The following is a 13,315-nucleotide window of genomic DNA, read 5'->3' as shown; positions in this document are numbered from 1 at the left end:
TCTCTCCATTTCAACTCTATTATACCATATTTCAAAACGCTTCGTTCATGAGATGGCGGTAAATTTCCTCAGCAATAACCTGATTTCCTAGCGGGTTCAAATGCAACCCATCGCTATAGTAGTCTAAGTGATTTTTAGTTAGTGGATAAAGATTGATAACCGACAAGCCTAACTCTTTCCCAATTTCAGGAATCATCACCTGTAGCTCATCTTCAATAATTCGATTATTAAGCCCAAAACGACTGGTAGGTACGAATGGAGGAACAACCAAATACACATCTGGTTGACTAGGCAACTTCATGTAACGCTCTGCCATTTCTCGATATTCTCTCTGAAACCTCTCCCTATTCCAATAAGGAGCGCGACTGTCATTACTACCAATCATTACGATAATAATATCTGCGTCATTATCAAGCAACAACTGAGCATTTTTTTCTAAAAAGTAAGGATAATCTGCCGTTGATTGAAGAGAACGACCACTCAAACCATAATTTGAAACTTGATAGTGAGCTCCCAACCTATCTGCCAAAACACAGGGATAGGCATCCCTTTCCCGATTTTCCAATCCATATCCGTAGGTCAAGCTATCACCTACTGCTGCTACCTTAATGGTCCCACTTCCAACCGTTAGGACCTCTGGATACATATTATCTGACACGCAAACCCCTTTCTATTTTTATTATTTTCTATTGTAACATCTTGAAAAAAATAAATAAACTGATAAATTTGTGATATAATGAACATTATGAAGAAACAAGTAATCATTATAGGTGGAGGAATCGTTGGTTCAACCGCAGCCTTCTATCTCTCCCAAGAAGTAAATGTCAACCTTACCCTCATCGATTCCGGTATCGGAACAGCAACTCGTGCTGCTGCTGGTATCATCTGCCCTTGGATGGCCCAGAAGAAAAACAAGGACTGGTATAAGCTGACCTCAGACGGAGCGGTCTTCTATCGTCAATTGGTAGATGATTTGGAAAAGTCTGGCGCTAGTGACATCCCTTTTAAACAGACTGGAACAATTGGTCTTAAAAGTAAGCCAGAATTGCTAGATAAGATCCAAAAAATTGCTGAGGAACGCCGCCTTGATGCTCCAACAATTGGCAAGATTACACCACTTGTAGGTCCAGAAATCACAACCTATCTTCCCCCGCTCAAGCCCGACTATTTCGGCGTTCATTTAGAAGGGGGCGGTCGAATTGATGGCGGACGCTTGATAGATATTCTACAGGAGCAGTTTCTGAAAAATGGAGGAAGCTGCTTGAAAGGAGAGGCAACATTACTCGATGCTCACACAGTCAAAGTAGGTGACCAAATACTGACAGCAGATTCTATTATTCTAGCAACAGGCGCATGGCTACCGCATATTTTGGAGCCACTTGGTTATCAGGTTGATGTCCGACCGCAAAAAGGTCAGCTACTGGAATTAGATACTGACTTTGAGAGTGACCACTGGCCAGTGTGCATGCCGTATGGAGAGATTGATTTCCTACCTTTTGAAGATGGAAAGTTTATCATCGGGGCTACACACGAGGATGATATGGGCTACGATTTATCTCTTGATAGCAAAAAAATTCAGGCCATGCATGAAAAGGCGGCAGAGTTTATGCCTGAACTAGCTAATTTCCCTGTTGCACGAACTCGTATCGGTACTCGTGCCTACACCTCGAACTATGCTCCATTCTATGGAACGATCGCAGACATGCAAAACGTCTGGGTCGCTAGCGGTCTGGGATCAACTGGTCTAACAAATGGCCCATTTATCGGTTGGCAAATCGCTACTGAAATTTTAGGTCAAAATACAAATTTTGACCGTACCGCTTATTCACCAGATTATTATATTCAAAGGGTCGAGAAATAATATTTCTCGACTCTTTATTTGATTAAAACATCAAATCAAATACATTATCATAGAGTTGTTAAACTAGCTCGCAGAAAAAGTCTACCATAAAAACAAACATATGTGAGTTGATGAATAAAATAACCAGAAAGTTACTAATCCTATCATGAATAAGAATAAAGATAAAGTCGCTACATGATCAATATATAAGTTTGCACCTTAACATGATAAAACACAGAAAAAAAGCCTGCTGTACAAGTCGAAAAACGGCTCTATAATTTCTGTAGTGGGTAAACCCCACTGTGGAGATTATAGGGCTTTTTGAGTATCAAAAAAGTCCCACAAGACTTATAATGAAAAGCGCTTAAACAACTCATTAGAAAGTATCTTATGGAACACATCAATAATACCACATTACTCATCGGAATTAAAGACAAAAATATCATCTTAAATAAAGCCATTCAACACGATACCCATATCGAAGTCACCGCTACACTTGATTATCACCCTCCCAAATGTAAACACTGTAAAGGAAAACAAATCAAATACGACTTCCAGAAACCTTCTAAAATCCCTTTTATTGAGATTGCTGGTTTCCCTAGCCTCATTCGTTTGAAAAAGAGACGATTTCAGTGCAAGTCCTGTCGAAAAGTAACTGTTTCTGAAACATCTCTCGTTCAGAAAAATTGCCAAATTTCTGAAATAGTGAGACAGAAAATCGCTCACCTATTGCTCAACAGAGAGGCTCTTACCCATATCGCTGCTAAGCTCGCTATCTCTACCTCTACTGTCTATCGCAAGTTCAAGCAATTTCATTTCCAAGAGGAGTACACTACTTTGCCAGAAGTGCTTTCCTGGGATGAGTTCTCCTACCAGAAGGGAAAACTGGCCTTCATTGCTCAGGATTTTAACACCAAGAAAATCATTACCATCCTTGATGACAGACGTCAAACAACCATCCGAAATCATTTCTTCAAGTACTCGAAAGAAGCTAGAAAAAAAGTTAAAGTCGTCACTGTCGATATGTCTGGAAGTTATATTCCTCTCATCAAGGTTCTATTTCCTCAAGCTAAAACTGTTCTCGATCGTTTCCACATTGTCCAGCACATCAATAGAGCTCTCAAGCAAACACGTATTGAAATCATGAAGCAATTTGACGATAAATCTCTTGAATACAGAGCTCTTAAGTACTACTGGAAACTTATCCAAAAAGATAGTCGGAAACTGTCTCTTAAGGCGTTCTATGCTCGAACCTTTAGAGAAACATTAACTCCTAGAGAATGTCTCAATAAGATGTTCAAACTAGTCCCTGAGCTTAAAGATTACTATGACCTGTACCAGTTACTCCTTTTCCACCTGCAAGAGAAGAATACTGAGCAGTTTTGGGGCTTAATTCAAGACGCTTTACCTCATCTCAATCGCACCTTTAAAACCGCTTTGAGCACATTTATTCGCTATAAAAACTACATCACTAACGCCATTGAATTGCCTTACTCTAACGCTAAACTTGAGGCCACTAACAAACTCATCAAAGACATCAAGCGCAATGCCTTTGGTTACAAGAACTTTGACAATTTCAAGAAACGTATCTTAATCGCTTTGAACATCAAAAATGAGAAGACGAAGTTCGTCTCCTCTCGCGCTTAGCTATAAGTCACCCACTACAGTTGACAATGAGCCCGAAAAACTTGATACAATAGGCTTTTTTAAGCATATTATTATTTTACAGTACGAACACGCATTGTATTTGTTGAACCAGCAACACCTACAGGAACACCCGCAACGATAACAATATCATCACCTGACTCAACAAGGCCTTGCTCTTTCGCAACGCGCTCTGCCAAGTCGAACATGTCGTCTGTTGAACTTGGACGCTCAGTGACAACTGGGATGACACCCCAGTTCAACATCAATGATTTTTGAACTTTCTCGTCAAATGTTACTGCCAAAATATCAGCATTTGGACGATATTTAGAAATTGCACGAGCAGAATATCCAGTTTCAGTCGCAGCAATAACCAATTTGATGTTCATTGAATGAGTAGCATCTTTAACTGCTGATGCAACAACGTCTGTTTTATTGTTACGAATGAAGGCATCAGATGACAAACGACCGTATTCTTCAAGAAGAGTTTGTGCATTCTTGCTGATTGTCGCCATTGTGCGAACTGCTTCAACTGGGTATTTACCGTTTGCAGATTCGCCAGAAAGCATAGTTGCATCTGTACCATCAATAACAGCATTAAACACGTCTGAAACTTCTGAGCGAGTCGCACGTGGTTTTTCAGTCATTGTTTCCAACATGTTTGTTGCTGTAATAACTGCCTTACCAGCCGCATTCACTTTAGTGATAATCATTTTTTGGTAAACTGGAACCATTTCAAATGGTACTTCAATCCCCATGTCTCCACGAGCAATCATGATACCGTCTGCTGCTTCGATGATTTCATCAATGTTATCAATACCTTGTTGGTTCTCGATTTTTGCAAACAATTGAACATGGTCATTGCCAGTTTCTTTACAGATATTGCGAACTACTTCTACGTCTCTTGCGGTACGAACAAATGAGATGGCGATGAAGTTCAAGCCTTGCTCAAGACCGAAACGAATATCTGCGTTGTCACGATCTGCAAGAGCTGGGAAAGGAATTTTAGTGTAAGGAATATTTACACCTTTTTGTTTTGCGATAACACCATCGTTTTCAACTAGAACAATAAACTCACGGTTTACAGCGTCTTTTTCAACAACAGTCAAACCGAGCTTACCGTCGTCAACGAGGATTTGTTTACCGACTTCAACATCGTCAAAAATATCCAAGCCACCAGCTACGTTCAAAGCAATAACTTCTTTTGTAGATTTCACACCTTGTTTTGTAGTAACACGTAATTTATCACCGGTTGTGTAAGCGTACTCTTTAGCATCACCTTCAAACAATTCTGTACGGATTTCTGGACCTTTTGTATCCAACAAGAAGCCAACCTTCTTACCAGCAATTTCTTCCGCACGACGAACAGTTGCCATACGGTCACCTTGCTCTTTGTGGTCACCATGTGAGAAGTTGAAACGGAAGACGTTTGCACCTTCTGTAATCAGAGCAGCAATTTTCTGTGCTGATGCTTCAACATCCAATTTTTCGCCCCAGTAACCATCGTCACCGAATTTTTTACCGCCACGGATTTCTACCGCTGGACCAAGGGTTGCAACAATTTTAACACGTTTGTTCATCTCTAACAAAACTCCTTTTATTTTAATGGTCTTATGACCCTTCATTAACACTTTAAAACTACGCTACCTAGATTGACAAGTTACGGTTCAATTGAGCCAATCCCAAGTCCGCTTTATGCGGATTATTCACAACAATCTTACCTTCGGCTGTCAAACTGAACAAGGCACCCTCTTCGGCTGTACCGAGAATTGGGTTTTCAACCATTTGCTCATTACGAATTCCGACTGCAAGACCACCGCGACCTTCTTTAAGCAATTTAACAGCATGAGCACCCATGCGTGAAGCAAGTACACGATCACGCGCAGTTGGTGAACCACCGCGTTGGATATGGCCTAATTCTGTCACACGAAGATCGCTTGTATCTCCTGCTGCTTTCAATTCTTCTGCGAATTGTGCAACTGGCATAACTCCCTCTGCCAAAACAACGATACTATGTTTCTTACCATTTTCGTATCCAGCTCTAATCTTAGAAACAACATCATTGATATTAAATTCTTCTTCTGGAACAACGATCACATCTGCACCCGAAGCAATGCCTGCCCAAAGAGCAATATCACCGGCATGACGTCCCATTACCTCAACAACAAAAGTACGGCGGTGGCTTGATGAAGTGTCGCGAATCTTATCAATCGCATCCATAGCAGTTGTTACTGCTGTGTCAAAGCCGATAGTGAAGTCTGTACCAACGATATCGTTATCAATCGTCCCAGGTACACCGATAGCTGGGAAACCATGTTCTGTTAAGCGCATTGCACCGTGGTAAGAGCCGTCACCACCAATCACGACCACACCTTCAATGCCATGTTTTTTCAATTGCTCAATCCCTTTTAGTTGCCCTTCTAACTTGGCAAATTCTGGATAACGAGCTGAACCGAGGAATGTTCCACCGCGTGAGATAATATCACCTACAGAGCGAGCAGATAGTTTGTGAATATCACCTGCAACCATACCTGCATAGCCTTCGTTGATTCCATAAACTTCCATTCCTTCTGAAATTGCTTGGCGAACAACTGCACGAATAGCAGCGTTCATACCAGGGGCATCACCGCCACTGGTCAAAACAGCAATACGTTTCATTCGTTAATGCTCCTTTTACTTTTCATTTTAACTGTCCTATTATAACATACTTAAACTAAACTTGCTTGACTTTTTACTATATTTTTATCGAAAAATCGTTTTCATGGCAAATTCAGCCAAGTCGGCTTCTAATTGAGGCGTTTTCATAACCATATAGCGTTCTGCTTGAATTGTCTGGTTACTATCTTGATAATGTAAAACAACGGGAATAGAACCTTTGTATTTTTCCAGAATACGAGCAACAGCATAATCATGCTCTTTGTTCTCTAACAGAATCCAGAATTTTTCCAAACTGATGGGTTCTACCTTTTCCAGAACCATCTGCAACCGACCATCACGTTCTTGAATCCTACCAGTAATGTAAGCAGTTACTCCTTCTTCTAACACCGGTCCATATTGACGATAAGCCTCTGGAAACAAAGTGACATCTAGTTTTCTCTTCGTATCTGTCACTTGGAGAAAAGCCATTTGTTCCCCAGTCTTTTTGGTCCGAATTAAACGAATGCTTTGCATTTGTACCAATATTGTCGCTCGATTTCCTGCTACTAAGTCAGCCAAATCTACAAAAGATCGCTGAGCATTCTGATAGATAGCGACTAAAGGATGGGGACTGATACCAACTCCCATCAATTCCTGCTCCATCATAAATTTCTCACTGTCACTATAGTCCTCTGCTTCTATCCAACTATAAGTATCTTCTGCAAAAAAGGAACCTATAGCTTCTACAAAAACGAGTAGATTGTCTAAGTTCTCCAGAATTTTTCTACGATTGTTCTCAAATTCATCAAATAGGCCAATCTGAATAAGCGGGATTATGAGTTCCTTCTTTTTATAGTTATCAGGCAGACGCAAAATGAAATCTTCAACTGACTTATAAGGGCGATGTTCTAAAATCCATAAAGCAAAGTCTTTTGGAAAGCCTTTCAGTGTTTTCAATCCTAGATAAATCTTATCTTGTTCCACCTTATCATAGTAGGGAACATGATTGATTGTCAGTTTTTCCACTTTAAAATTAAACTGCAAAGCATCTTCAATGTAATTGCCGCTAGAGTGATTGAGCATAACTGTAAAGAATACATCTGGATAGTGAGTCTTGAAATAAGCCATTTGAAAGGCGAGTGCCGAGTAAGCGTAGGCATGGCTACGGTTAAAACCATAACCTGCAAATTTAGCCATCATGGCAAAGATTTCTCTAGCCTTGCCTTCCTTGTGTCCCATGCTCAAAGCACCTGCAAGAAAATCAGCCTCCATTGCTTGCATTTCCTTGGCATTTTTCTTGGACATGGCTCTGCGGAGCAAATCAGCTTTTCCCAGTGTAAAACCTGCATAAGTCTGAGCAATTTGCATAACTTGTTCCTGATACAACATAATACCATAGGTCGGCTCCAAAATAGTTGCTATCGACGGATCCAGCAAATCGATCGTTTCTTGCCCATGTTTGCGCTTAACAAAGTTATCCGAATAATCACTTGCCCCCGGTCTATTTAAACTAGTTGTGGCCACAACTTCTTCAAACCGCTCAGGCTTCACCCTTCTTAGCAGATGAACAGCACCAGGTTGCTCAAATTGAAAAATTCCCTTGGTTTGTCCTGCTGCAAAGAGTTCCAAGGTTTTCTGGTCCTCCAAGTTAATGGCAGCAATGTCAATCTTTTTCTGGTACTGTTCACGCACTCCCTCAGCCATTTTTTGAACAAAGGTGAGATTGCGCAGACCCAAAAAATCCATTTTGAGAAGACCATTTGCCTCAACAGCATGAGCATCGTATTGAGTCACCAACATGTCATCTCCGATTTTTAAGGGAATCGTATCTGTTAAGTCCTCATCACTCATCACCACACCTGCCGCATGGATGGAGGTCTGGCGAGGTTGCCCTTCAATTTGCTGGGCGATAGCAAAGGCTTTTTTATACTCTATCTTACTATTGATTATCTGGCGGAAGGAGGCATTGCGTTGATAAGCTGAATCAAGAGTATCCCTAAAAGAAATTTTCTTTGTAATATTAGTCAATTCGTACTCAGGTGTTCCAAAGCGCTTAAAAACATCACGGATAGCTTGCTTGGCACCAAAGGTAGAATAAGTCACTATTTGCGCAGCATGGGTCGAACCATATCGATCACGCACATAGCGGATAAAGTCAGAACGATGAATATCCGGAATATCAATATCAATATCCGGCATAGAATAACGTTCCACATTGAGAAAGCGCTCAAACAGCAAGTTGTGTTTTACAGGATCAATACCTGTAATATTCAAAACGTAGGCCACCAGACTTCCCACCGCAGAACCACGCCCCATTCCCATATAGTAGCCCTGACTGCGCCCAAAACGAAGCAAATCCCAAACAATCAAAAAATAGTCGTCAAACCCCATTTCATGGATAACAGACAGCTCTCTCTCCAAGCGCTCTTGGTAGATAGAATGGTTTAATTGCTTATTCTGTAAGCCTTGATAAGCTTTTTCCCGCAATTCTTCTGCTGCAAGTCGCTCTCTATTAAAACGTGGCAGTTTCAAACCTGTATCAAGATGGTAAGAAATTCCCTGAACTAACTTTTCCAAATTGCTGACAGCCTGAGGAAAACGAGCGATAAATAGATTGGTTAAACTATCAGCAGACAGTAAGACTTGCCTGCTATCAATATCTCCCACTTGATTGAGGGGAACATTATCTCGAATGGCATGAAGAACCTGTAAGCTTTCCAATTGCCCCTCTTCAAAAAAACGTACCGTATGCAGAGGAAGGATCGGCTTGGCAAACTCTTGGATAGGGAGATCAGCAGTAACCCCAATATAATAATCCAGACCTAAATCCAACTGTGCAACATCAGAAAAATAGGGAACGATTACTGCTATATCGACTAAATACTGACGAATTGCTTCAAAATCATCCTGACCAGTCATTTTTGCAGTTGAAATTTTAAGTAAATTGCGATACCCCTCAGTCGTCAAAGCCACCAGTTGAGTCGTGATCTCCTGCTCATAGTCTGCCAACTTCCAATTCAGTTCGCATCCGATGAGCGGCTGGACGTTTTCCCTTTGGCAAGCTACCATGAAATGATAAGCTGCGTAAAGGCTATTCTTATCCATAATTCCCAAGGCTTGATACCCTAGCTCTTTAGCCCTGCTAACGTACTCTTCTATTGTTACCATGCTATCCATAAAAGTATAGACGGTTTTGGTATCTAATTGTGCTAGCATGGTTTTCTCCTTCTTGTCTTTCTTCCATTATACCAAATTATCATGTAAAAATATTTTTCAGACATTTAAAACATTTTACTTGAAAATTTATATAGATTGTTGTATTATTTATATAAGACATAAATACGAAAATAAATCCTTAGAAAGGACACGATTATGGCTTGGAAATTTGACAACAATATCCCCATTTACATTCAGATTAGCAATACTATCAAACTCCAGATTATCACTAATCAATTAAAATCAGGAGATAAGCTACCGACCGTTCGCGATTTAGCTGAAATCGCTGGGGTCAACCCTAATACCGTTCAGCGAGCCTTGTCTGATTTAGAAACGGAAGGATTTGTTTATTCCGTCCGTACGACAGGGCGATTCGTGACAGACAATCAAGAATTGATTGCACAGACTCGTTTGCATCTAGCCCAGAAAGAACTAGAAAACTTTGTTACCAATATGTTGGACTTGGGCTTCAAACAAGATGAGCTACCGCATCAATTGGATGACTACTTGAAAGGAGTTACTTATGAATAATCCGTACACTTTAGTTGAGCTACAACAAGTCTCAAAATCTTATGGTGGAGCTGTTGCCCTCAATAATGTTAACTTGAAACTGACCGCTGGAAAAATCATTGGACTCTTGGGCCCAAATGGATCTGGTAAAACAACCATGATCAAATTGCTAAACGGTCTCTTACAACCTGAATATGGCCAAGTACTTATTAACGGTCGTACTCCTTCACCAGAAACAAAGGCTATCGTATCTTACCTCCCAGATACAACCTACCTTGATGAACATATGAAGGTTCTAGATGCTATCGCATTTTTTGAAGATTTCTACGCTGATTTTGATAAAGAACGTGCTCTTCACCTCTTGCAGGATCTAGGCATTGATTTAAACAGTCGCATGAAACATCTGTCTAAAGGAAATAAAGAAAAAGTACAGTTGATTTTAGTGATGAGTCGTCAAGCCCAACTCTATATTCTAGATGAGCCAATCGGAGGTGTCGATCCTGCCGCTCGCGACTATATCCTAAAGACCATTGTCAATAACTATTCTCCAACTGCTTCTGTTATTATTTCTACACACTTGATTTCAGATGTTGAACAAATTTTAGATGAAGTGATTTTTCTTCACTACGGGAGCATCATTCGTCATGGAAATGTGGATGATTTACGAATCGAGAGCGGCGAGTCAATCGATGAACTTTTCCGCCAAGATTTTAAGGCTTAGTTAATATAAGGAGATGACTATGTTTAGAAAATTATTGAAACATGAATTCCAGTCCGTCGGAAAATGGTATCTGGGAATCTACATTGCCTCTTTAGTACTATCAGTAGTGTTGGGTTTTTGGCTCCAAGCTCTGGCTCTTCGAACACCGATTGGAAATACTGAACCCAATGTAGGTGAGATGGTCCTTCTTGGAACATCCTTTATGACCTTTGGTATTTTGATTGCAGCACTCTTTCTCTCAACATTCTTCCTAGTAATCAATCGTTTTAGAAAAAATGTCTATGGTCGCCAAGGTTACCTCACCATGACCCTACCCGTTGACAGCCATCAAATTATTCTAAGTAAGCTCTTGGTATCTCTTGTCTGGTACATCTTAGCAATTATTACAGCTATCTTTTCTATCGGAATCGTTATTACACTGATTCTGATGCCAAGTGATAAGAATGCTCTTTCCCAACTACAAATAATCATCCAGAATCTGAACTGGACAACGTTGTTCAGTCGATTTATCTATGGTTTGATTGAAATTATTGCCAATATCCTCTTGATTTACTTTTCTATATCTGTCGGTCAACTTTTCAAGGATCATCGTTTTCTCTTTGCTGTCTTGACGTATGTCGGAATTGGAATTGTTGTCGGAGTATTGAGTGCCTTTCTTCACTTGAACAGCTCAGAAGCACTTTCTGGACTAGCTTTCTCTCTCTACCCAAGTCCAATCTTGTCTTTGATAAATATTATCCTTTCTTTTGCCTACTACTTTGGAACCTATTTCATTATGACCAAGAAATTGAATCTACAATAAACAAAAACATCTGTATCAATGAACTGGTACAGAAGTTTTTTAATTTTGCTAAAAATATGAAAGGAAATAACAATAGCAAACCATCATAGGCTGTAGTGCTGAGCTAGTTGTTCAAGTAAGCACTCCTTCTCCCTATGACTGGCAAAGCTGGCTTGAACAGCATATTGATTAAAGCGATAAAATTCTTCCTTATTTGTCCCAAAGTGCTCTACAAACAATCGGTATTCTTTATTTAGATTGGTATCAGAAACTGTACGATTATCCGTATTGATAGTAATCTTGGCCCCAGCTTGTAATAATTGACGATAAGGGAAATCTGCGAGAGAGGATGCGGCTCCGGTCTGAAGATTGGAGGTCAGGCACATCTCAAGCGTTGCTCCGCTATTGACAAACTCTTGGATGGCTTCTGGTTGATTGCTAAGAGCTGTACCGTGACCAATCCGCTTAATACCTAAGGTCAATGACTGAACAACATTTGTCACACAGCCACATTCACCAGCATGAAACGTCATTGGATAACCGAGAGATTGGGTAAATCGAATCAGTTCTTGAAGCTTTTCTGTCGGATAATCTGCTTCGTTTCCTGCAAAATCAAAGCCAACAAGTCCTCGTGGCGCCAGATCTGCGATAGCAGAAAAAATATCTCTCGTCCGACTAGGGTCGGTTTGTTTTAAGCCACAAACTAACAGTTTTGCAAGAACACCAAAATCCTTAGTCGCTTTCTCTAGACCTGTTAAAACAGCTTCGACACTTTCTAAAATTGTCAACCCTTGATCTGTAGATAATTCAGGTGCAAAACGAATTTCGATATATACCACCTTGTCCTTGGCAGCCTGTCGCACAACATCATAAGCTGCAAGTTCTAAGGCTTCTGCTGTCTGCAAAAGTGGTCGAATAAAATCAAAAGTTTTCAAATAAGTAAGTAGACTATCCACCTTTCCCGGAACGCTGACCAATTGTCGCAATTCGTCATCGCGATTGGGGATCTCAATCTCGGCCATCTGAGCCAATTGGCGTATAACTTCTAAAGACAAAGAACCATCTAGGTGGCAATGTAGCTCGGTTTTGGCTAGTTCATTTACGTTCAACACTGTCAAAGTGACCTCCTTTTGGTATATTGTTAACTATCATACCACAATTCAAAAGAAAAACAAGATTTTTCCACGTAAAAAGGAACGATTTTGCTTCATTATTAAAAAATATACGAAATTAACTATTTTTTCTGCATGTTAGATTATCAGAAGTCAGGGCTTATTCTAAGACAAATTTTTCATAAAAACGGGTTACTTTATTGCTAACACTCGTATCTTTCCTTAAAAAAACTGCAATAGCTCATTAACCACTGCATTTTGATCTCTTACTTTGAAGGAATGAAACTGAACTATTGATTCAATTCTGGGGTATCCATTTTTGTCACCTAGCCACAATAAACAAAAAAAGAACGATTGTTCAATCGTTCTCCTCTATGTACACGGAAGACATGGGATTCGAACCCACGCACGCTGTTACACGCCTACCGCGTTTCCAACACGGCCTCTTGAGCCTCTTGAGTAATCTTCCATACATGGAGCTGGTGGGAGTCGAACCCACGTCCAAACACCTGCCAACTTATTCGTCTACAACCATAGGTTATGTCTTATTTTAACCTGGACTCGATACATAACTCAAACCTAGACCAAGCGAGTCAGTAAATCTCTTTTGGAACTTCCTGACTAAATCCCAACGTAGCTTGTTAGTCTTAAGACTAACCAACAAACACAAGCAATTTGCGGTTAGTCACGCAGGCAGGTTTTTAAGCTGCTAATGCGTAAGTGTTTGTATTTTTTGCAGTTATATTTAACTGGCAATTTTACATCTGCCGATGAGTTGCAGAACAAGCCTCATAATGCCTGTCGAATCCGTAACAACCCCGAAAGCTTGATACAAAAAGTATTATAACAAATTT

The 13,315-nt window shown here is 40.3% G+C and carries 10 protein-coding genes, 1 tRNA gene and 1 other RNA gene; 5 read left to right on the top strand and 7 right to left on the bottom strand.

Annotated features, from left to right (window positions below):
• Positions 1 to 31 precede the first annotated feature (31 nt).
• Positions 32 to 658, bottom strand: a complete 627-nt coding sequence (locus SR187_RS03865) for a GDSL-type esterase/lipase family protein (protein ID WP_120171578.1) — start codon at positions 656 to 658, stop codon at positions 32 to 34.
• Between the two features lie 87 nt (positions 659 to 745).
• Between SR187_RS03865 and SR187_RS03860 the strand changes: the two genes are divergently transcribed.
• Together SR187_RS03860 and SR187_RS03855 are read left to right on the top strand one after the other, a co-directional pair.
• A complete protein-coding gene (locus SR187_RS03860) occupies positions 746 to 1,861 on the top strand; it encodes an NAD(P)/FAD-dependent oxidoreductase (RefSeq protein WP_120171577.1) in 1,116 nt (371 codons plus the stop codon).
• Between the two features lie 369 nt (positions 1,862 to 2,230).
• The gene (locus tag SR187_RS03855) at positions 2,231 to 3,487 is read left to right on the top strand and encodes an ISL3 family transposase (protein ID WP_120171576.1); all 1,257 of its coding nucleotides are present in this window, start codon (positions 2,231 to 2,233) and stop codon (positions 3,485 to 3,487) included.
• A 71-nt stretch (positions 3,488 to 3,558) separates the two neighbouring features.
• Here the strand turns inward: SR187_RS03855 and pyk are convergent, their stop codons facing one another.
• The 3 genes from pyk to SR187_RS03840 form a co-directional block, all read right to left on the bottom strand.
• On the bottom strand, positions 3,559 to 5,064 hold the full coding sequence (gene pyk / locus SR187_RS03850) for a pyruvate kinase (protein WP_024531852.1): 1,506 nt from the start codon (positions 5,062 to 5,064) through the stop codon (positions 3,559 to 3,561).
• Between the two features lie 67 nt (positions 5,065 to 5,131).
• Entirely contained in the window at positions 5,132 to 6,142 is a 1,011-nt protein-coding gene (pfkA, locus tag SR187_RS03845; RefSeq protein WP_024531851.1) for a 6-phosphofructokinase, read from the bottom strand.
• A gap of 84 nt (positions 6,143 to 6,226) precedes the next feature.
• Positions 6,227 to 9,337 (bottom strand): DNA polymerase III subunit alpha, encoded by a 3,111-nt coding sequence (locus SR187_RS03840; protein WP_120171575.1) that lies wholly within the window; start codon positions 9,335 to 9,337, stop codon positions 6,227 to 6,229.
• Positions 9,338 to 9,493: 156 nt separating this feature from the next.
• Between SR187_RS03840 and SR187_RS03835 the strand changes: the two genes are divergently transcribed.
• Genes SR187_RS03835 through SR187_RS03825 form a run of 3 tightly spaced genes read left to right on the top strand, consistent with a single transcriptional unit; the run spans position 9,494 to position 11,370 of the window.
• The gene (locus SR187_RS03835; RefSeq protein ID WP_120171574.1) at positions 9,494 to 9,868 is read left to right on the top strand and encodes a GntR family transcriptional regulator; all 375 of its coding nucleotides are present in this window, start codon (positions 9,494 to 9,496) and stop codon (positions 9,866 to 9,868) included.
• The gene (locus SR187_RS03830; RefSeq protein WP_024531848.1) at positions 9,861 to 10,568 is read left to right on the top strand and encodes an ABC transporter ATP-binding protein; all 708 of its coding nucleotides are present in this window, start codon (positions 9,861 to 9,863) and stop codon (positions 10,566 to 10,568) included. Before SR187_RS03835 ends, SR187_RS03830 begins: the two co-directional genes overlap by 8 nt.
• 19 nt (positions 10,569 to 10,587) lie before the next feature.
• Positions 10,588 to 11,370: an ABC transporter permease gene (locus SR187_RS03825; RefSeq protein ID WP_120171573.1), complete on the top strand. Its 783-nt coding sequence runs from the start codon at positions 10,588 to 10,590 to the stop codon at positions 11,368 to 11,370.
• A gap of 83 nt (positions 11,371 to 11,453) precedes the next feature.
• Here the strand turns inward: SR187_RS03825 and add are convergent, their stop codons facing one another.
• From add to ssrA, 3 genes are all read right to left on the bottom strand, one after another.
• A complete protein-coding gene (gene add, locus SR187_RS03820) occupies positions 11,454 to 12,467 on the bottom strand; it encodes an adenosine deaminase (protein WP_162496983.1) in 1,014 nt (337 codons plus the stop codon).
• Between the two features lie 375 nt (positions 12,468 to 12,842).
• Positions 12,843 to 12,930, bottom strand: a tRNA-Ser gene (locus SR187_RS03815).
• Between the two features lie 2 nt (positions 12,931 to 12,932).
• Positions 12,933 to 13,281: a transfer-messenger RNA gene (ssrA, locus tag SR187_RS03810) on the bottom strand.
• Between the last annotated feature and the right edge of the window lie 34 nt (positions 13,282 to 13,315).

This window comes from Streptococcus ruminantium (assembly GCF_003609975.1).
GTDB classification, from domain to species: domain Bacteria; phylum Bacillota; class Bacilli; order Lactobacillales; family Streptococcaceae; genus Streptococcus; species Streptococcus ruminantium.
This window is presented reverse-complemented; position numbering and strand designations above follow the sequence as displayed.

Coding starts and splice junctions, on each gene's coding strand:
- SR187_RS03835 (WP_120171574.1), top strand. CDS start 9,494: ATGGCTTGGAAATTTGACAACAATATCCCCATTTACATTCAGATTAGC.
- SR187_RS03830 (WP_024531848.1), top strand. CDS start 9,861: ATGAATAATCCGTACACTTTAGTTGAGCTACAACAAGTCTCAAAATCT.
- SR187_RS03840 (WP_120171575.1), bottom strand. CDS start 9,337: ATGCTAGCACAATTAGATACCAAAACCGTCTATACTTTTATGGATAGC.
- pfkA (WP_024531851.1), bottom strand. CDS start 6,142: ATGAAACGTATTGCTGTTTTGACCAGTGGCGGTGATGCCCCTGGTATG.
- pyk (WP_024531852.1), bottom strand. CDS start 5,064: ATGAACAAACGTGTTAAAATTGTTGCAACCCTTGGTCCAGCGGTAGAA.
- SR187_RS03825 (WP_120171573.1), top strand. CDS start 10,588: ATGTTTAGAAAATTATTGAAACATGAATTCCAGTCCGTCGGAAAATGG.
- SR187_RS03855 (WP_120171576.1), top strand. CDS start 2,231: ATGGAACACATCAATAATACCACATTACTCATCGGAATTAAAGACAAA.
- SR187_RS03860 (WP_120171577.1), top strand. CDS start 746: ATGAAGAAACAAGTAATCATTATAGGTGGAGGAATCGTTGGTTCAACC.